Annotated in this window: 23 protein-coding genes and 1 tRNA gene; 5 read left to right on the forward strand and 19 right to left on the reverse strand. The window is 70.1% G+C overall.

Features of this window, described 5'->3' with window-relative positions:
* Nucleotides 1-63: 63 nt before the first annotated feature.
* From GT358_RS09790 to GT358_RS09805, 4 genes are read left to right on the forward strand one after another with little or no spacing between them, the layout of a single operon-like run.
* On the forward strand, nucleotides 64-963 hold the full coding sequence (locus GT358_RS09790) for an ABC transporter permease subunit (RefSeq protein WP_166582417.1): 900 nt from the start codon (nucleotides 64-66) through the stop codon (nucleotides 961-963).
* The gene (locus tag GT358_RS09795) at nucleotides 960-1,745 is read left to right on the forward strand and encodes an iron ABC transporter permease (protein ID WP_166582418.1); all 786 of its coding nucleotides are present in this window, start codon (nucleotides 960-962) and stop codon (nucleotides 1,743-1,745) included. Before GT358_RS09790 ends, GT358_RS09795 begins: the two co-directional genes overlap by 4 nt.
* Nucleotides 1,742-2,806 carry an ABC transporter ATP-binding protein gene (locus GT358_RS09800; protein ID WP_166582419.1) on the forward strand — a complete coding sequence of 355 codons (1,065 nt, stop codon included), beginning with the start codon at nucleotides 1,742-1,744 and terminating at the stop codon, nucleotides 2,804-2,806. The genes GT358_RS09795 and GT358_RS09800 overlap by 4 nt, the downstream gene beginning before the upstream one ends.
* Nucleotide 2,807: 1 nt before the next feature.
* A complete protein-coding gene (locus GT358_RS09805) occupies nucleotides 2,808-3,737 on the forward strand; it encodes a PHP domain-containing protein (protein WP_166582420.1) in 930 nt (309 codons plus the stop codon).
* Here GT358_RS09805 and GT358_RS09810 read toward each other — a convergent pair.
* From GT358_RS09810 to murA, 9 genes are all read right to left on the reverse strand, one after another.
* Nucleotides 3,734-3,910, reverse strand: a complete 177-nt coding sequence (locus tag GT358_RS09810; RefSeq protein WP_371416259.1) for a DNA gyrase inhibitor YacG — start codon at nucleotides 3,908-3,910, stop codon at nucleotides 3,734-3,736. The two genes, GT358_RS09805 and GT358_RS09810, sit on opposite strands and share 4 nt — an antisense overlap.
* Nucleotides 3,907-4,938: a ribonuclease E/G gene (locus GT358_RS09815; RefSeq protein WP_166582421.1), complete on the reverse strand. Its 1,032-nt coding sequence runs from the start codon at nucleotides 4,936-4,938 to the stop codon at nucleotides 3,907-3,909. The genes GT358_RS09810 and GT358_RS09815 overlap by 4 nt, the downstream gene beginning before the upstream one ends.
* Nucleotides 4,935-5,510: a nucleoside triphosphate pyrophosphatase gene (locus GT358_RS09820; RefSeq protein ID WP_208103437.1), complete on the reverse strand. Its 576-nt coding sequence runs from the start codon at nucleotides 5,508-5,510 to the stop codon at nucleotides 4,935-4,937. Before GT358_RS09820 ends, GT358_RS09815 begins: the two co-directional genes overlap by 4 nt.
* A gap of 14 nt (nucleotides 5,511-5,524) precedes the next feature.
* Nucleotides 5,525-5,743, reverse strand: a complete 219-nt coding sequence (gene infA, locus GT358_RS09825; RefSeq protein ID WP_007205486.1) for a translation initiation factor IF-1 — start codon at nucleotides 5,741-5,743, stop codon at nucleotides 5,525-5,527.
* Between the two features lie 108 nt (nucleotides 5,744-5,851).
* Complete coding sequence (locus GT358_RS09830) at nucleotides 5,852-6,268, reverse strand: low molecular weight phosphatase family protein (protein ID WP_371416265.1); 417 nt, start codon at nucleotides 6,266-6,268, stop codon at nucleotides 5,852-5,854.
* A 74-nt stretch (nucleotides 6,269-6,342) separates the two neighbouring features.
* Nucleotides 6,343-6,822 (reverse strand): UPF0262 family protein, encoded by a 480-nt coding sequence (locus GT358_RS09835; protein WP_166582423.1) that lies wholly within the window; start codon nucleotides 6,820-6,822, stop codon nucleotides 6,343-6,345.
* Between the two features lie 5 nt (nucleotides 6,823-6,827).
* Nucleotides 6,828-8,165, reverse strand: a complete 1,338-nt coding sequence (gene hisD, locus GT358_RS09840; RefSeq protein ID WP_166582424.1) for a histidinol dehydrogenase — start codon at nucleotides 8,163-8,165, stop codon at nucleotides 6,828-6,830.
* A 6-nt stretch (nucleotides 8,166-8,171) separates the two neighbouring features.
* Nucleotides 8,172-8,639: a DUF2948 family protein gene (locus GT358_RS09845; RefSeq protein ID WP_166582425.1), complete on the reverse strand. Its 468-nt coding sequence runs from the start codon at nucleotides 8,637-8,639 to the stop codon at nucleotides 8,172-8,174.
* Nucleotides 8,636-9,901: a UDP-N-acetylglucosamine 1-carboxyvinyltransferase gene (gene murA, locus GT358_RS09850; protein ID WP_166582426.1), complete on the reverse strand. Its 1,266-nt coding sequence runs from the start codon at nucleotides 9,899-9,901 to the stop codon at nucleotides 8,636-8,638. Before murA ends, GT358_RS09845 begins: the two co-directional genes overlap by 4 nt.
* Before the next feature lie 360 nt (nucleotides 9,902-10,261).
* Between murA and GT358_RS09855 the strand changes: the two genes are divergently transcribed.
* Nucleotides 10,262-10,336, forward strand: a tRNA-Thr gene (locus GT358_RS09855).
* Nucleotides 10,337-10,504: 168 nt separating this feature from the next.
* On the opposite strand, the gene GT358_RS09860 is transcribed toward GT358_RS09855, so the two are convergent.
* The 10 genes from GT358_RS09860 to GT358_RS09905 form a co-directional block, all read right to left on the reverse strand.
* Nucleotides 10,505-10,819, reverse strand: coding sequence for a hypothetical protein (locus GT358_RS09860; protein ID WP_166582427.1), 315 nt, complete (start codon nucleotides 10,817-10,819; stop codon nucleotides 10,505-10,507).
* Entirely contained in the window at nucleotides 10,816-11,028 is a 213-nt protein-coding gene (locus tag GT358_RS09865) for a hypothetical protein (RefSeq protein WP_166582428.1), read from the reverse strand. The genes GT358_RS09860 and GT358_RS09865 overlap by 4 nt, the downstream gene beginning before the upstream one ends.
* 4 nt (nucleotides 11,029-11,032) lie before the next feature.
* Complete coding sequence (locus GT358_RS09870; protein WP_166582429.1) at nucleotides 11,033-11,221, reverse strand: hypothetical protein; 189 nt, start codon at nucleotides 11,219-11,221, stop codon at nucleotides 11,033-11,035.
* Nucleotides 11,222-11,224: 3 nt separating this feature from the next.
* Nucleotides 11,225-12,091, reverse strand: a complete 867-nt coding sequence (locus GT358_RS09875) for a TIGR02594 family protein (RefSeq protein ID WP_166582430.1) — start codon at nucleotides 12,089-12,091, stop codon at nucleotides 11,225-11,227.
* A 36-nt stretch (nucleotides 12,092-12,127) separates the two neighbouring features.
* Nucleotides 12,128-12,400, reverse strand: a complete 273-nt coding sequence (locus GT358_RS09880; protein ID WP_166582431.1) for a DUF6378 domain-containing protein — start codon at nucleotides 12,398-12,400, stop codon at nucleotides 12,128-12,130.
* Entirely contained in the window at nucleotides 12,397-13,539 is a 1,143-nt protein-coding gene (locus GT358_RS09885) for a hypothetical protein (RefSeq protein WP_166582432.1), read from the reverse strand. Before GT358_RS09885 ends, GT358_RS09880 begins: the two co-directional genes overlap by 4 nt.
* A 39-nt stretch (nucleotides 13,540-13,578) precedes the next feature.
* Nucleotides 13,579-14,154: a hypothetical protein gene (locus GT358_RS09890; RefSeq protein WP_166582433.1), complete on the reverse strand. Its 576-nt coding sequence runs from the start codon at nucleotides 14,152-14,154 to the stop codon at nucleotides 13,579-13,581.
* Between the two features lie 169 nt (nucleotides 14,155-14,323).
* Nucleotides 14,324-14,752 carry a hypothetical protein gene (locus GT358_RS09895; protein ID WP_166582434.1) on the reverse strand — a complete coding sequence of 143 codons (429 nt, stop codon included), beginning with the start codon at nucleotides 14,750-14,752 and terminating at the stop codon, nucleotides 14,324-14,326.
* The gene (locus GT358_RS09900) at nucleotides 14,749-15,117 is read right to left on the reverse strand and encodes a hypothetical protein (RefSeq protein WP_166582435.1); all 369 of its coding nucleotides are present in this window, start codon (nucleotides 15,115-15,117) and stop codon (nucleotides 14,749-14,751) included. Before GT358_RS09900 ends, GT358_RS09895 begins: the two co-directional genes overlap by 4 nt.
* Complete coding sequence (locus GT358_RS09905; protein ID WP_166582436.1) at nucleotides 15,117-16,637, reverse strand: hypothetical protein; 1,521 nt, start codon at nucleotides 16,635-16,637, stop codon at nucleotides 15,117-15,119. The genes GT358_RS09900 and GT358_RS09905 overlap by 1 nt, the downstream gene beginning before the upstream one ends.
* Nucleotide 16,638 lies beyond the last annotated feature (1 nt).

Genomic DNA, 16,638 nt, shown 5'->3' on the forward strand with positions numbered 1-16,638 from the left:
CGCAGGACTGATCCCGTCCCGGCGGCTCGTCCGCCGGGACATCCTCTCACCGGCAGGATCCGCATGGCCCTGACAACCGAGGCGACGCGCACGGCCGTCTCACCGCCCCGGCTGACCACGCGGCTTCCGCTGCGCTGGCTCGGGCTTCTGCCGTTCCTGCTCTTCGCCACGCTGTTCCTGCTGCTGCCGACCCTCTACATCGTCGTGGGCGCCTTCCGCGACGGGCGCGGGGGGTGGACGATCCAGAACGTCCTCGATCTCGCCACCCCGTCCATCCGCAGCGCCTACTGGCTGTCGATCCGCATCAGCTTCTGGTCGGCGCTGCTGGGCTGCCTGATCGGCTTCCTGATGGCGGCCTCCGTCGTGCTCTGGGGGGTGCCCAAGCGCCTGCGCAATCCGCTCCTGACCTTTTCGGGCGTGGCCTCGAACTTCGCCGGCGTGCCCTTGGCCTTCGCCTTCATCGCGACCCTCGGGCCGGCCGGGCTGCTGACGCTCTACCTGCGCACCGAATTCGGGATCAACCTGAGGGCCTACGGGTGGAACCTCCTGTCGGCGTGGGGCCTCATCGTCACCTATCTGTTCTTCCAGATCCCTCTGATGATCCTCATCATCACGCCTGCCCTGGACGGGCTGCGCCGCGAATGGCGCGAGGCTGCGGAAGTGCTGGGCGCATCGGGGTTCCAGTACTGGCGGATGGTGGCCCTGCCGATCCTGTTCCCCTCGATCCTCGGGACGATGGCGCTCCTGTTCGCCAACGCCTTCGGCGCCGTCGCCACCGCGATCGCGCTGACCGGACCCTCGCTCAACATCGCTCCCATCCTGCTCTATGCGCAGATCCGGGGCGACGTGCTCGGCAACCCTCATCTCGGCTATGCCCTAGCGCTGGGCATGATCGTCATCACGGCGGCGGCCAATGCGATCTACATCGTCCTGCGCGCCCGCGCCGAAAGGTGGATGAGATGACCCGCATCGCCGCATGGACGATCTTCCTTCTGGGCTGCATCTACTTTGCCCTTCCCCTCTGGGGCATGACGGAGTTCTCGCTGCGGATGCGCCGCGGCGAATATTCCTTCGATGCCTATGCGTCCATCCTGTCGAACCCTGAATTCCAGCGCACCTTCCTGTTCTCGGTGACGATGGCGCTTGTGACTATCGTGGTGGGCGTACTGCTCGTGGTGCCGACCGCGTTCTGGGTGCGGCTCAAGATGCCGGAGCTGCGCCCCTTCGTCGAGTTCGTCACGCTGTTGCCGCTGGTGATTCCCGCCATCGTCGTCGTGTTCGGCTACATCCGTCTCTACAACACCGGGTCTTGGCTGCCGCTGACGGGCACGGCGATGGGAACGAACGCGCTGCTGGCGATGGGATACGTGATGCTCGCCCTGCCCTACATGTATCGCGCCGTGGATACCGGGCTGCGGGCCGTGGACGTGCCGACGCTGACGGAAGCGGCGCAATCGCTGGGCGCGGGCTGGATCACCATCCTGGGACGGGTGATCCTGCCCAATGTCCTGACGGCGGTCCTTTCGGGTGCCTTTCTGACCTTTGCCATCGTCATCGGCGAGTTCACCATGGCGGCCATCCTGAACCGGCCCGCCTTTGGCCCCTTCATGCAGCGGCTTGGTCAGGACCGCGCCTACGAACCCACCGCCCTGGCCGTGATCGCCTTTGTCATCACCTGGGCCTGCATGGGGCTGATCTCGCTCGTCGCACGGACGCAGAAACACACGAGGGCTGCCGGGCGATGAGCCATCTCGATCTTCAGGGTCTCCAGAAATCCTTCGGGGCGAACCGCGTGGTGAGGGATTTCTCGCTGAGCATCGACAAGGGGGAGTTCGTCTCCCTCCTGGGTCCCTCCGGCTGCGGCAAGACCACCGTGCTGCGGATGGTGGCAGGGTTCGAGACGCCGGATACGGGGGCCATCCGCCTCGAGGGGCGGGACCTGATTCCGCTGCGGACCAATGCCCGCAACGTCGGCATGGTCTTTCAGGCCTATGCGCTCTTCCCGAACCTGACGGTCGCGCAGAACGTGGGCTTCGGGCTCAAGGTGGCCGGCGTGCCGCGGCAGGAGACGGCCGAGCGGGTGGCCGAGATGCTGGACCTGATCGGTCTGCCCGTGGGCGATTTCGGAAGCCGCTATCCGTTCCAGCTCTCCGGCGGCCAGCAGCAGCGGGTCGCGCTGGCGCGGGCGCTCGCACCCCGGCCGCGCGTGCTGCTGCTTGACGAACCGCTCTCGGCGCTGGACGCCAAGGTGCGGGTGCGGCTGCGCAGCGAAATCCGGACCATCCAGCGGCATCTGGGAATTACCACCATCTTCGTGACGCACGATCAGGAGGAGGCCCTGTCGATCTCCGACCGGGTCGTGGTGATGAACGCCGGCATCCTCGAGCAGGCCGGAACGCCGTTCGAGGTCTATAACCATCCCGCAACCGCCTTCGTGGCAAGCTTCGTGGGAACGCTGACCCCATTCGAGGCACGGGTGCTCGAGTCCGAGACCGGCCTGGTGGACGTGTCGGGCCGGCGGCTCCGGCTCGGTCGGCGGCTCCCCCGGGCGGCGGGAGAAGCGCTCACTCTCGCCCTGCGGCCCGAAGCGCTCCGACTGGGTCGGCCCGAGGACGAGGCCATCCAGCTGTCGGGCGTCGCCCGCGAAGTCGAGTTCATGGGCTCGATCATCCGCATCCGCGCCGAAGTCGGCGGGACCCCTTTCGTCCTCGACACGTTCAACCGCCCCGACGCTCCGCCCCCTGCTCCGGGCGAGGCGGTGGACATCAGCTTTTCCCCACGGGACGTGATCGTGGTGGGAGCCTGACATGCAGCGGTGGGAGCGGACCTGGCACGGCAGCGGGCGCTTCTGGCGCGGCAATCTCCACACCCATTCGACGCTGTCGGACGGGGTCCTGCCGCCGGAGGAAGTCTGCCGCCGGTATCGCGACGAGGGATACGACTTCCTCGCCCTGACCGATCACTTCGTGGGAGTCTTCGGCTATCCGCTGGCCGATACCGTCCCGTTCCGCACAGAGACGTTCACGACACTGCTCGGTGCAGAACTGCATGCCGGCGCGATGGCCAACGGGGAGCTGTGGCATATTCTCGCCGTCGGCCTGCCGCCGGATTTCGCCCCCTCGCACAGCCCCGCCTTTCACCCGGTCGAGGGCCAGGAGACCGCCACAGATCTGGCGGCCCGGGCGGCCGCCGCGGGCGCCTTCGTTGCCATCGCCCATCCCCAATGGTCAGGTCTGACGGAGGCTGATTGCCGTGCCCTTGCGCCGCATGTCCACGCGGTCGAAGTCTACAACCACGGCTGCGCGGCCGGGTGCGACCGGGGGGACGGCTTCCATGCCCTCGATCTTCTCCTGACAGAGGGGTTTCGGCTCGACGCGGTTGCGACGGACGATGCCCATTTCTCGGAGCCGGATCATTTCGGCGGCTGGGTCATGGTCCGTGCCGACGAAAACGAGCCGGATGCGCTTCTCGCCTCGCTGCGCGACGGCCGGTTCTACTCGACCCAGGGACCGCTCATCCACTCGGTCGAACTCCGGGAGAACAGTGCGCATGTCCGCTGTTCCCCAGCGGCAGCCGTCATCGTGCAGGGCCGCGGCACGGCAGCTCAGGCGCTGCATGGCCATTCCATGACCCGGGCCGACATCCCGCTGGGCCGGTTCGAAGCCTCGCCGTGGCTTCGCGTCACCGTCATGGACCGCGCAGGTCGCCGCGCCTGGAGCAACCCGATCTGGCGCTAGCGCTCATCGGGTTCTGCGGGCGGGGCCGGCCGTTCCGGCTCCTCGGCTGCTTCGGCAGGGATGCGGTAATCGCCGCGAAGCCACCGCGCAAGATCGAGGTCCGCGCAACGGGCCGAGCAGAAGGGACGCCATCGGGGCTCGGTCGCGCGGCCGCACAGGGGACAGGCCATCATGGCTCTCCCGCCAGGACGGCCAGGGGAACCCGCTCCCGCTTGCGGCTGATCTCGTAGAGACCCATTGCCGTCCAGCCGACCAGACTCGTCTCGACGGGATCGTTGCGGAAGCTGTCGCGGAGGGATTGCTCCAGCGTCCGACGATGGGCCTTGGACATGCTCACGAAATCCACGACGATCTGCCCCCCCAAGCCGCGAAGCCGCAACTGGCGCGGCAGGAGCCGCGCTGCCGCGAGGTTGGCCTTGAGCGCCGCCGCACCGGACGTGTCGCTGCCCGTGTTGACGTCCACGGCCACCACGGCCCGTGTGACTTCGATGCTGAGCGAACCGCCATCCTCGAGCCGCGCGACGGGCGAGCGCAGGGCCTCCACCTGCTCGATCAGCCCCTCCCGCTCGAACGCAGAGGGACCGTCCACGATGTCCGAGGCGGTCCATTCCCTGAGCGCCAGCGCGTGGGGACCGTCGCCGTCAACGAGCAGCTCGGGCTCCCGCCCGCCGTCGGTCAGCACCTGTTCCGCCAGAGCCAACAGGCTCGCGATCTCTCCGGTCAGATCCTCGTCCGAGGCCTCGACGGCAGCGGACCGGAGGATCAGGCCATGGGGTGCCTCCCCGAGGGCAGCGGCGCCCACGGCTTCGAGGCGACCACGCTCGGCGCCGTCGCGGACGCGGCGGCTGACATTCACGCCGGGGGCTCCGGGCGTCACGATGGCGAACCGGCCCTTGAACAGGATCCGGTCCGTGAGCGGAACGGCCTTGCCGCCTTCGGGCACGCCTGTCACCTGAACGAGCAGCGGCTCGCCCGGACGGCGGCTCGTGGCCTGGCGCAACCACCCCTGCCCGCCGTCCGGCAGGCGGAGGATCATCCCGCCCTGCCCCTTGAGCGGACGGTCGCACAAGGCCCGCAGGATGGCGCCCGGTCTGAGCTGGTGAGGGTGGTCCAGAAGGAGATCATCCAGCCGGCCGTCCAGCACGAGCGCCGCCGCCTCGCGTCCGTTCCATTCGCCCAGCACGATCCGGCGCCCCTTCATGCGAGACGCCCCCGGATGCCTGCCGCCTCCAGCAGGCCCAGCGTTTCGGCCAGCGGCAGGCCGACGACGCCGGTGAAGGAGCCGTTGATCCACGAAACGAAGGCTCCGAACGGACCCTGGATCGCGTAGGCCCCCGCCTTGCCTTCCCAGTCGCCTGTATCGAGAAAGGCTTCGATCTGCCTCTCGGTCAGACGTTTCACCGCAACGGTGGTCGTCACGAGCCGCTCCCACTGACGATCCATGCTCCGCACACCGACGGCCGTCAGCACGCGGTGCCGCCGGCCCGAGAGCGCTTCGATCATGCGGCGCGCTTCGGCCCGGTCCGCCGGCTTGCCGAAGATGCGCCGCCCCAGGGCCACGGTGGTGTCCGCGCAGAGCACCACCTCTCCCTCGGCGGGATCGAGCGCGCGCATCTTGTCTGCCGTCACGCGACGAACATAGACCCGCGGATGCTCTCCCCGCAGAGGTGCCTCGTCGATGGCCGGCGGGCGTATGTCGTGGGGGCGGATCCCCGCCTGTTCGAGCAGCGCCAGCCGGCGCGGCGACGCAGACCCGAGGATGAGGCGCGGCAACGGATCGGTGGAGCTCACTTGAAGCGGTAGTTGATCCGCCCCTTGGTCAGATCGTAGGGGGTCATCTCGACCTGAACCTTGTCGCCGGCGAGCACGCGGATGCGGTTCTTCCGCATCTTGCCTGCCGTATGCGCGATGATCTCATGGCCGTTTTCCAGCTCGACCCGGAACGTCGCATTCGGCAGGAGCTCCTTCACGACCCCAGGGAATTCGAGCAGTTCTTCCTTGGCCATGTGGTCTCCCAATGGAATCAGGCCGCTCCTCGCAGGCGGCCCGCGCCCTATGTGGCGCCGAAACAGCCCATTTTCAAGCGGCAATGTCGTCTGAAAGGACGACTCCCGTCAGCGGTGATCGGTTCCCGTCCACCCGTCGCGGCCTGGTCCCCAGCGCTCGACCAGACGCCGCAGGATCATGTCCCGCGCCTGCCTGTAGAAGCCCAGCCGCTCCTCCCGGCTGGTGCCCATCCCGGTCGGGTCCAGGATCGGCCAGAACTCGACCCGCAAGGCGTGGGGACGGCCGAGATCGAGGGCGAGGTGATGGCTCGCAGGGGACAGCGCGAGGATGAGATCGAACGAGCCCAGATCGTCCCCCCATCCGCCCATCTGATCGAAGCTGCGCGTCCGGTGGCGCGACAGCTCCACCCCGATCTCCTTGCAGGCCGTGATGGCAAAGCCGTCGATCTCCTGGTCGCTCCGGACGCCCGCGGACTGGACATAGGTCCGGGTGCCGTAGAGCCGCTTCATGATCGCCTCGGCCATCGGGGATCGAACGGCATTGTGGTCGCAGCAGAACAGGACCGAGCCTGGAAGCGGTTCGAGCAGATCCCCCACCCTCACCCCTCCCACTGGAGCACGCAGATGAGGGTGAAGAGCCGCCGCGCGGTATCCTGATCCAGGCCCACCTTGCCCTCCAGCCGCTCCTGCAGGATGCGCGCGCCCTCATTGTGGATGCCGCGACGGGCCATGTCGATGGTCTCGATCTGCGAAGGCGGAAGGCGCCGGACGGCATCGTAGTAGCTTTCGCAGATCTGGAAGTAGTCCTTGACCGCCTGGCGGAAGGGCCCCAGGGCCAGATGGAACTCGCCCACGGGCTCGCCCGCCTCGGAGGCGACCGCAAAGACGAGCCGCCGGTCCCGCAGCCCGAGGGACAGCCGCCACGGTCCCTCCATCTCCCGCCCGTCGCGCGGCGGCAGGACAAAGCGGTTCTGCTCCAGCAGGTCCAGAACGGCGACGCGCCGTTCCTGCTCCATCTCCGGCGTCGGCGCGGACCGACCATCGTCGTCGATGTTGATGGCCACGATCCGGTGCGGCATGGCTGTCAGTCCAGGGCGTTGCGGGCGTCCAGACGCGCGCGCACGGACAGAGCGTGCGCATCGAGCTTCTCGGCGCGTGCCAGGGTTTCGGCGGCAGGTCCGATGCAGCCGAGCGCCTGCGGCGTCATCTTCGCCAGCGTCGTGCGCTTGAGGAAGTCCAGAACCGACAGGCCGGACGAGAAGCGCGCCGTCCGCGCCGTGGGCAGCACATGGTTGGGGCCGCTCGCGTAATCCCCCACTGCCTCGGGCGTCCAGCGTCCGAGGAAGATGGCGCCTGCATGGGTGATCCGCGCCGCCAGACGGTCGGGCTCGGCCACCAGCAGTTCCAGATGCTCCGGCGCGATCCGGTCGGCCAGGGCGGCGGCCTCGTCGAGGTCGCGCACGACGACGATGGCCCCGTGCTGCCGCCAGCTCTCCGCCGCGATGGCCCGACGGGGCAGCCGCTCCAGCCATCCCTCCACAGCCCGCGCGACGGCGCCGGCGAGATCCGGATCGTCGGTAAGCAGAATGGCCTGAGCGGAGATGTCGTGCTCGGCCTGCGACAGGAGATCGAGAGCCACCCAATCGGGGTCGTTGTCGCGGTCGGCAATGACCAGGATCTCGGAAGGCCCCGCGATCATGTCGATCCCCACGCGCCCGAAGACCCGCCGCTTGGCGGCGGCGACCCAAGCGTTTCCGGGTCCGGTGATCTTGTCCACGGGACGGATCGTGTCCGTTCCATAAGCCAGGGCGGCGATCGCCTGCGCACCGCCGATCCGGTAGATCTCCGTCACGCCCCCCAGGCGGCAGGCCAGCATCACCAGCGGGTTCAGAAGCCCGTCCGGCGCCGGGACCGTCACCACCAGTCGGGGCACGCCCGCCACCTGCGCCGGGATGGCGTTCATCAGGACCGAGGAGGGATAGGCGGCCGTACCCCCGGGCACATAGAGCCCGGCGGCGGCAACGGGGCTCCACCGCCAGCCGAGCGTGGCCCCGGCCGCGTCGGTCCAGAGATCGTCCGGCGGACGCTGGCGCTCGTGATAGGCGCGGATCCGCTGTGCCGCCGTCTCGAGCGCGGCCCGCTCGGGCGGCCCCACCCGAGCGGCAAGCCCGTCGATTTCCGCGTCGCTCACCCGCAGCGTGCCAGGCGTCAGCGACACGCGGTCGAAGCGTGCGGTCAGATCGATCAGCGCCTGATCGCCGCGCCGACGCACATCGGCGATGATGGCGGCGACCGCCTCGTCCACATCGGGGCTGTCCTCCCGCTTCTGACCCAGCAACGCACCGAACGCCCGCTCGAAATCGGGATCGTCCGTGCTCAGCCAGTATGCCGGGCGCAGACCCGTGTGCCGATCGCGTGGCATGGCCTCTCAATCCGGGTGACGCGGAACGCGCCCGCTCGGAGCCAGATAGGGCCGCGTGACGTCCGTGAGCGTGACTTCGAGCGCTTCGGCCTCCACCATCATCTCGCCGTCGCCGGACAGGGTGATCCGGAGCCGACCCGGCCCGTCGCCCTGCCCTTCCCAGTCGAGCGCGAGCAGCGACAGGACCAGATCGCGGTCCCGGGGAGAAATCCCCTGGCTGCGGACGGCGGTGACGTTCTCGGCCACGAGCATGGAGCGCACCCGCTCCGGCGAGCGCACCGGACCTTCCCAGCGGAACCGATTGACGAGCGCGGCAAAGCGCCTCTGGCGCCGGAGGAAGGCCATGTCGCCCACGGTCGTCACGCTGTCCTGGATCAGCGCGGAGACCACCCGGAGGTCCTCCGGGTCGAGCGCTCTCAGCCGCAGCGGACGCTCGTCGGCATCGGAGAACCGCGCGTCGCCCGCGTCGTTCATGCGGCGATCCGCTCGATATCGGCGCCGACGGCGCGCAGCTTCTCCTCCAGACGCTCGTAGCCGCGGTCGAGGTGGTAGACGCGGTTGACCACGGTCTCTCCCTCTGCACCCAGCCCCGCCAGGATGAGCGAGACGGAAGCCCGCAGGTCCGTCGCCATTACCGGAGCGCCGCGCAGGCGCTCGACCCCGGTGATGCGGGCCGTTCCGCCATGCACCTCGATGCGGGCACCCATGCGCATCAGCTCCGGGGCGTGCATGAAGCGGTTCTCGAAGATGCGCTCCTCGAGGACACTGACACCTTGCGCGGTGCAGAGCATCGCCATCATCTGGGCCTGAAGATCGGTGGGAAAGCCGGGATAGGGTTCGGTGACGACATCCACCGCCTGCAGCCGGTCCGCGCTCCGCCTGACGCGGACGCCCGCCGCGCTCTCCTCCACCTCGAGTCCGACCAGACGCAGCTTTTCCACGAAGGCGCCCAGGAGGTCGAGATGCCCGCCGATGCACTCGACCTCGCCGCCGGCGAAGGCAGGCGCCAGCATGTAGGTTCCCAGCTCGATCCGGTCCGCCACCACGTGGTGCGTCGCCCCGGCCAGCCGATCCACGCCCTGCACGGTGATCGTGGAGGTCCCCGCGCCGTCGATCTGCGCTCCCATGCGGGACAGGCACAGCGCAAGGTCGACAATCTCGGGCTCGCGCGCGGCGTTCTCGATGACCGTTGTGCCCTTGGCGAGGACCGCGGCCATCAACGTGTTCTCCGTGGCACCCACAGACGCGAAGCGCAGCGCCACCCGCGTCCCTCGCAGGCCGCGAGGGGCCTTGGCATGGAGATAGCCGTCGCGCAGCTCGATCTCGGCGCCGAGCGCCTCGAGGGCGGCGATATGGATGTCCATCGGTCGGGCGCCGATCGCGCATCCCCCCGGCAGCGAGACGGTAGCCACCCCCTCGCGCGCCAGGAGCGGCCCCAGCACGAGGTTCGAGGCGCGCATCTTGCGGACGATGTCGTAATCCGCCCGCGTCGAGGTCAGACCATGGGACGACAGCGCGATGACCTTGCCATCCGCCAGGGCGGACACCTCGACACCCAGAGAGCGCAGCAGAAGCGTCATCGTCCGGATGTCGGACAGGCGTGGCGCATTGGTCAGGGTCAGGGGCTCCTCGCTCAGGAGGGTCGCCGGCATCAGAGCCAGGCAGGCGTTCTTTGCCCCGGCGATGGGAATCTGCCCCCGGAGGGGCCCGTTGGCGCGAACGCGGATCGAATCCATGCTGGTCCTGCCCTATTCTTCCGGAGGCGGCGCGGGTGGCGACGCCTTGGCCATGCTGCCATCGGTTGTCCCGGAGGTTGCGGCGTCATCGCCCCCGCGCAGGGCCGCACTGGCCTTGCGGCGGGCGATGTTGGCCCGCAGGGCATGGCGAAGCCGTTCCCTGCGACTGTCCTGACCGTCAACGCGCGTGCGGCCGCCGCTCTGGTTCCTGCTCATGGCGCGGTCATAGTGCGCCGTCCCCGCGCCGTCCAGAACAGCATCGCCGCGTCCGCGCGACAAGGAACCCCCTTGCGTTCCACGTCCCGGCCGCTAGAAGGCGGCGGGCGCACCGGCAAGAGCTGTCGGGCGCCCCCGATCGGCGCTGCCGTAGCTCAGTGGTAGAGCACTCCCTTGGTAAGGGAGAGGTCGAGAGTTCAATCCTCTCCGGCAGCACCAGCAAACCACTCTGATATAACGGGAAAATCCGCTGCTGCCTCATCCGCCCATGCCGTGACCTGGGCAGAACGGGGCAGGAACATGCAGGGCGGCGTGGCACAAATCTGGCACAGAGGCACCGCCCGGGAAGCACGAAAAGCACCCTGTGAGGGCGGGGCCTGTCTGTTCCTACCCCGCCGTGCCCTCGCCCATGGGCATCTGCCCCAGCCCCGGGTTTCGGGGGCTCGCGTCGAGCCGCCGCCCCGGCTGCTGGGGCATGGAAACCACCCGCGCGCATTTGGCCGGGGTCGTCCTGACCACGGCCCACGCATCGCCGGGGCCGAGCCACAGCTCCTCCATGTCGCCGTGATCGAGGCCCCAGCCGTGCATCCGGTAGCCCTGGTCGCGCAGCCACCCGGCGACCATGGCGGGGTCGAGGCAGTCCTGCGCGCCAGCGGTGGACGCGATGATAGCGAGGACGGCGGCGGCGCATGTCCGTCTCATGTCGGCCCGCCCTCCCTGCGGGCGCGGGCATAGGCCCATTCGGTCAGCGCGGCGATGACGCCGCCCACGGCTGCGACCAGGACGGCATTGAGGTCGGGATCGGCGATCAGACCCGGCACGCTCTCGGGGGCGAGCAGGCCCCACGCGACGAGCGCGCCGGAGAGGTATCGCAGGACGATCCGCACGATGACGGGGGCGAGGTCGGTCATGGGCCTATCTCCATGTGAGGAAGGGGTCCGCCTCCAGGTGGCGGAGCGGGAACGGGTCGGCGTCGGGCCGGGGCGGGGTGCGCTCGGCCTCCTGGTCGCGCAGCCACGCGGCCCATTCGGCCGGGCTGGGGCAGGTGCCGAAGCTGCGCAGGCGCTCCAGGACGGCACGCTCGGGGGCTGTGAGCGGGGGCATGGATCAGAACTCGTCAGGGGTGCGGGGCGTGCTGCCGGGCTTCATACGGGGCAGCGGCATCTGCGGACCGGACCAGGTCGTGGGCCAGCGGAAGTCTTCCCATGCGTCGCGGGGATAGCGGGCGATCGAGACCTGGTTGTTCTGGTTGCCGCCGAGGATGTAGAGGTCGGCAGCGTCCTGTCCGACGACGAACCCGACATGCCCGCCCCCGGTGCGCTTCTTGACCGCGACCGCGCCGAGGCAGGGGTGTGTGATCCGCCTGCCGAAATGGAGCCAGTTGAGCGCCCAATAGGGATTGCCGGCCAGCGGACCCGGCCGGGGCTCGTCGGGCAGCGCCAGCCGCAGGGCGGTGTCGACGTAGTCGCCGCACCACGGCAAGCGGGCGGGGTTGCCCAGCGTCCTGCCGTCGCGCTTGAGCCAGGCGGCGAGGCGGGCGTTGTCGCGCACCTCGTGCCAGCCCAGCGGCTCCATGCCGGCGGCGATCCAAGGCGGCACGCGGGCCGTCTCAAGCGCTCGGTCGGGCTCCTCGTCCTCCTCCGGCTCCGGGGCGGGGGGCGGCGGCTTTCCCGCGGTGGCATCCGCCATGGCCTTGTCGAAGGCGGCGCGTGTCAGCGGGCCGAAGGTTCCGCCGACCCAGCCGGTGAAATACCCACGCTCCTTGAGCCGGGTCTGGACATGGCGCACGAAGTCCACATCGCCGAGGGGCAGCTTGGGCCGGGGCATCCTCACGCGCGCCGGGATCGCCTTGTCGAAGGCGTCAAGCGTGCCTGCCCCGGCAATCCCGTCGATCCGGCCGGTGTAGAAGCCGGTCGTCCTGAGACGAGTCTGAATGTGGCGGACGGCCTCGTCCGCAGAGAGCGGCGTGGTCATGGGAGAGCCCCCCTGTGGCGGTGTCGGGTGTGGCGGTCAGCGTTCGTCCCGGGCGGCGACCTCGGCCCCCAGCGCGGCGTAGCCTGCGAGGTCCACCCACGAGTCGCGGTGATCGGGGCTGGTGCAGAGCCGCGCGACCTTGAGCAGCGCGAGCATCAGCGCGACCTGCTCGGGCGCGACGCGCCGTCCGAGCGCGGCCGACCAGAGCGCGGCCGTCCGCTCGAAGCTCTCGCGGGCGGGTCCATAGTCGCGCTGCCGGTCGCCGGTGATGGCGGCTGCGGCCTCGCGCAGCACATCCTCGCGGATCATGGCCCCACCCCCACGCGGCAGCGGCCGATCTCGCCGTCCTCGCGGTGCAGGGCGATGGCGACCAGCCCGCGCCGCGCCGTATAGCCATGCGAGCGCGCCCATGCGTCGCGCGGCACGATGGTGCCGACGCTCTCGCAGACCAGTCCCCCCACCTCGTGCACCCGCTGGTGGTGGACGTGGCCCGACAGAGCAAGGCGGTGGCGGGTGCGGCCCCATTGCGCGGGGTATTCGGCCGCCACGAAATGCGCGAGGCGGTCGGGTCTGATCCGGTCGCCGTGGTGCAGCACCAGGAGCGTCCGGCCCCATTCCCGGACATGCACGTCCGCCGGGGACGCGGCGATCTCCACGTCCGGGCAGTCGCGGTAGTGCTCGGCCAGCGCCAGCGTCACCGCATGGTGGACATTCATGTCGTGGTTGCCCCGCTGGCCCCGATAGATCACGCGCGGATAGCGCTCCCGCAGGGTCTCGATGGCGGCCTTCATCGTGGCGACCGCGCTGCGGAGCACCTTGAAGAAGCGCGTGTCGGCGTCGAGCTGGTGGCCGCTCTGCGGCGTGACGTTCCGCTGATCGTCGGTATGGGTGAGGTCCCCGAGCTGGGCGAGCAGGGCGCAGTCGCCGGCGGGGGCGACGCGGACCAGCCGCTCGAATGCGTCCGCGAACACGCGCCCGCCGATCTTGCTGTCCCAGGCCGTGCCGGTTTCGTCCGGGTCGGCCAGCATCCCGACATGGAGGTCCGCGACGGGGAACACCGCCATGATCTGCAAGGGCGACGGCGGGGAGGCGATCCGGGCCGGTGCGGCGCGGAGGTCGGCCAGCCCCTCGCGGATGGCCTCGACCCATGCGCCCGGGTCGGCCTGCGGCTCCGGGGTGCGCCAATAGACGCTTTCGCCCGAGCCGTCCTCGTGGCGGATCTTGCGCCAACCCGCGCGGGCCGCGCCGTGCGTGGCGGTGGCGCTGATCGCGTGCTGCACACCCTCGGGGAGGCTTTCGTATTCGAGCGCCTTGGCGATGAGCTGCTGGCAGCGGCGGTAGCTGACGCCCAGCTTCTCGGCCGTGCGTATCTTGGCGCCGAGCACGTCCGGGCCTCCGAGGCTGCGCCATGTGGTCAGCGCCTCGATCATGCGGGGTGTGAGCGGCATGGGCGGGTCCTGCTGCGGGTCAGCTCGTCGGCGCCCGGGTCATGGGGCGTCGTCCTCCGGCCTGAGCACGGCGAAACCGACCGGCGAGGTCATCTCGTAAACGGTTCGGTCGCCGCACTCGTATTCGAGTTGCAGGCGCAGCAGGGCGTGGCCCAGCCCCAGTCGGCGGGGTGGGACGATCTCGATTTCGAGCCGCTCGAAATCGGTCCCGATCTGGCGCAGCGGCGGCATGGCCTCGCCCGCCATGGTCACGCCATAGTCGTCCGTGAACAGCGGGATGAACTGCCGCAAGCGGCAGGCGGCGCCGACCTGCGTGCGGGCTAGGACGATGACCAGCGTAAGCGGCTGGCCGAGATAGACGGGCTCGCGGACGTAGGACTGGCCCGGCTCCTCGCGGATCACGCGGGTGCGGCCGGTCACCTCGTCGAGCTGCTGGTGGAGGGCGGAGATGCCCAGCCAGTCCTGCGCCCACGTGCGGATCTTGTCGCCGTAGAGCGCCATGACCAGGACGAAGGCGAGATTGAGGAAGAAGAGGCTGAACCCGGCGATCAATGCGCCGAGCCACACCATGTCCTTGGCCAGCGCGATGCGCGCGCGGAAGGCCTCGATGGTCATTCCCCTGTCCTCCGGCTGGCGTGCCATTCGGCGGATCGGCGGCAGTGGGCCTCTCCGACCAGGCTGACGAAGAGCCTCCATCCCGGCTCGTGCCGCCGCGCCCACGCCCGCCCGCAGATGGAGGTGGAGGCGTCGCCGTAGAGGAGCCAATGCAATCGCTGGGAGAGGGTCATGCCTGCGCCTCCATCTCGTCCCTGATCCGGTCCATGATCCGGCAGGCGGCTTCGCGGACCGCCTCCGCGTCGCGGGCCGCCGCGATTTCCGCCTCGGCCCAGGCGCGCAGACCCGCGATCCGTGCCGCGCGCATGAGATTGGCCTCGCATTTGGCCAGCACCGTGCGGGCCAGATCGTCCACGGGCTCGCCCCGGATCGCGGCCTCGGCCTCCAGCGCGGGCGACGGCGTGCGGTCCTCCAGCCACCGCCGCGCCGCTTCGGCCTTCGCCGGCCACGACTCGCGCTCGGCCGCAGGCCAGGCCGACAGCCCGCCGGCCGCGTCGAGCGCGCCCAGCACCTCCGCCATCGCGCGCGCACGCGCCTGCGCCGCCTGGCGGGCCTGATGCTCCGCCAGGGCCGCGCGATCCCGCCGGATCACGATCACTCCGACCTCCACTCCGCCCGCTGCACCCGCCAGGGCGGCGGGGGGCGCACGATCACCTCGTAGGCGCCCGGATCAGGCAGGCCGATGGTCGCCGCTCCGTCCTCCGGCTCGATCTGTGCGAGCAGCACGCCGATTTCCGCGTCCCACACCTCGATCACCGTTCCCGCCGGCAGGCCCGACCACGAGAGCCCGTCCGGCTCCGGCAGCGCGGGGCGCTCGCGCCATTCCCCGCCGTCGCACCACCAGCCTTCGCCCACGTGCGGGTCGCAGGCGACCGCCCCCTCGGGCAGGTCCTCGCCCTCCGGCACGGTGCCGGCCGCGACCACCAGACCGGCTGCATCGAGGATCGCAAAGTGACGGATCATCACACCACCACCCGCTGCGCGTTGATCCGGCAGTTGCGCAGCACCTCTAGCGACGTGTTCGAGCCCGAGCCGGTCAGCAGCAGCCGGATTTCGGTGGCCTCGTGCCCGCCGCCGAAAACCGCGCCGCCATCGTAGCGCGCCCAGGAGCCGGTCAGGTTCGTGTCGAGCCACGACTGCTCGGTGGACCAGACCGACCAGACCCCGGCCGTGCGGGTGCGCCGCTGCGCGCGGATGATCGGCGCCGCATTGGCCCCGTTCCGGGCCTCGAACGAGACCGTCCGCATGATGCAGTCCGTCTCCGCCGTGGCGCCCAGCGCGAGGGTCAGCACGGTCAGCGTCGTGCCGTCCTGATGCGTGCGCGGCGTCGCGGATGCGATGGTCCACGGGTCGGAGATGGCGCCCGTCACCAGCGCCTCGCGCTCCGTGAAGGGCGGCGCAGGCTCGGCATAGGCCGCCGGCTCCACCGCCGCCTCGTAGGAATAGGTCAGCATCGGGCGGTGGATGAAGACCCAGGAGCCCGTCGCGGGCAGGATCGTCGGTGTCTTGTCGAGGGCGGCCGACGCATAGGCGGCGCCGGCCGGCGCGGGACCCCGGACCCAGTAGCGCGGCCAGTCCTCGGGATTGCCGTCCTGGTGGACAGGTCCGCCCGTATTCTGCCCGATATGGCCCGTCATCGTGTTCGGCGGGATGATCGCCCCGGCTGCGTCGCGCCAGACCAGCGACAGCGCGACCGTGCAGTTGAGGATCGCAAGCTGGGCCGAAAACTCGATCCAGTCCCCCGGCTTGACGGGCACGACCAGGTTGGTCATCGCGCCGTTCTTCGTGAAGGCCCGCCCGGCCATCTGGACGGAGGCGCCCTGCGCGTTGCCAAGCTGCTCCAGCGCGCCGGTGAAGAAGTCCGACCCCGCCCAGGTCGATCCGGGGGAGCGCCGCTTGATCGACGTCTCCGCGAAGGGTGCGCCCGATCCGAAGAGCACCCACCCCTTGGTGTCGAGATTGAAGCGGGCATTCGGGATGAAGTTGCTCCCCGAGCGCAGCCCCCGAAGCTGCCGGCCGGTGTCGAAGCCGGCCGCAACCACGCCCGGATCGGCGGGCCAGGGCACGGACTCGGGGGCGGTCGCCCATGAGGCATGCTGGGGCATCGCCTCAAGGGCCGCCAGATAGGCGGCGTTGGCCTGCCGCGAGGCGGGCGTGATGTCCGCGCGCAGCTCCTGCGTCCACCGCCGCGCCGCGACCGCCTGCTCGATCTGCCGCAGCACCGCCGCCTGCCGCTCGGGCAGGTCCGACAGCGCTGTGCGCGCGGCCGTCTGCGCGCCGGGGTCCCATGTGTAGGACCACCCCCATGGATCATCCGCGCCCGTGACCCACCCCTCGAAAGCCGCATCCTGCACCGGCCCCGCCTCGTCCGGGGCAAGCGGCGTCAGGGCCGCCTCCGTGGCATCGGCCGCGTCCCACCAGCGCGTGACCGGCCGCGCCGCAGGCGATCCGGCCGCGGTCGAATAGGCGAAATACACCGGCATG

Origin of the sequence: Rubellimicrobium sp. CFH 75288, assembly GCF_009904055.1 — a bacterium.
Lineage (GTDB): Bacteria > Pseudomonadota > Alphaproteobacteria > Rhodobacterales > Rhodobacteraceae > Rubellimicrobium.

Excerpts from the sequence above, each read along its gene's own strand:
- GT358_RS09790 (WP_166582417.1), top strand. The coding sequence starts at position 64 with ATGGCCCTGACAACCGAGGCGACGCGCACGGCCGTCTCACCGCCCCGG.
- GT358_RS09795 (WP_166582418.1), top strand. The coding sequence starts at position 960 with ATGACCCGCATCGCCGCATGGACGATCTTCCTTCTGGGCTGCATCTAC.
- GT358_RS09800 (WP_166582419.1), top strand. The coding sequence starts at position 1,742 with ATGAGCCATCTCGATCTTCAGGGTCTCCAGAAATCCTTCGGGGCGAAC.
- GT358_RS09805 (WP_166582420.1), top strand. The coding sequence starts at position 2,808 with ATGCAGCGGTGGGAGCGGACCTGGCACGGCAGCGGGCGCTTCTGGCGC.
- GT358_RS09810 (WP_371416259.1), bottom strand. The coding sequence starts at position 3,910 with ATGATGGCCTGTCCCCTGTGCGGCCGCGCGACCGAGCCCCGATGGCGT.
- GT358_RS09815 (WP_166582421.1), bottom strand. The coding sequence starts at position 4,938 with ATGAAGGGGCGCCGGATCGTGCTGGGCGAATGGAACGGACGCGAGGCG.
- infA (WP_007205486.1), bottom strand. The coding sequence starts at position 5,743 with ATGGCCAAGGAAGAACTGCTCGAATTCCCTGGGGTCGTGAAGGAGCTC.
- GT358_RS09830 (WP_371416265.1), bottom strand. The coding sequence starts at position 6,268 with ATGGCCGAGGCGATCATGAAGCGGCTCTACGGCACCCGGACCTATGTC.
- GT358_RS09835 (WP_166582423.1), bottom strand. The coding sequence starts at position 6,822 with ATGCCGCACCGGATCGTGGCCATCAACATCGACGACGATGGTCGGTCC.
- hisD (WP_166582424.1), bottom strand. The coding sequence starts at position 8,165 with ATGCCACGCGATCGGCACACGGGTCTGCGCCCGGCATACTGGCTGAGC.
- GT358_RS09845 (WP_166582425.1), bottom strand. The coding sequence starts at position 8,639 with ATGAACGACGCGGGCGACGCGCGGTTCTCCGATGCCGACGAGCGTCCG.
- murA (WP_166582426.1), bottom strand. The coding sequence starts at position 9,901 with ATGGATTCGATCCGCGTTCGCGCCAACGGGCCCCTCCGGGGGCAGATT.
- GT358_RS09860 (WP_166582427.1), bottom strand. The coding sequence starts at position 10,819 with ATGAGACGGACATGCGCCGCCGCCGTCCTCGCTATCATCGCGTCCACC.
- GT358_RS09865 (WP_166582428.1), bottom strand. The coding sequence starts at position 11,028 with ATGACCGACCTCGCCCCCGTCATCGTGCGGATCGTCCTGCGATACCTC.
- GT358_RS09870 (WP_166582429.1), bottom strand. The coding sequence starts at position 11,221 with ATGCCCCCGCTCACAGCCCCCGAGCGTGCCGTCCTGGAGCGCCTGCGC.
- GT358_RS09875 (WP_166582430.1), bottom strand. The coding sequence starts at position 12,091 with ATGACCACGCCGCTCTCTGCGGACGAGGCCGTCCGCCACATTCAGACT.
- GT358_RS09880 (WP_166582431.1), bottom strand. The coding sequence starts at position 12,400 with ATGATCCGCGAGGATGTGCTGCGCGAGGCCGCAGCCGCCATCACCGGC.
- GT358_RS09885 (WP_166582432.1), bottom strand. The coding sequence starts at position 13,539 with ATGCCGCTCACACCCCGCATGATCGAGGCGCTGACCACATGGCGCAGC.
- GT358_RS09890 (WP_166582433.1), bottom strand. The coding sequence starts at position 14,154 with ATGACCATCGAGGCCTTCCGCGCGCGCATCGCGCTGGCCAAGGACATG.
- GT358_RS09900 (WP_166582435.1), bottom strand. The coding sequence starts at position 15,117 with ATGATCCGTCACTTTGCGATCCTCGATGCAGCCGGTCTGGTGGTCGCG.
- GT358_RS09905 (WP_166582436.1), bottom strand. The coding sequence starts at position 16,637 with ATGCCGGTGTATTTCGCCTATTCGACCGCGGCCGGATCGCCTGCGGCG.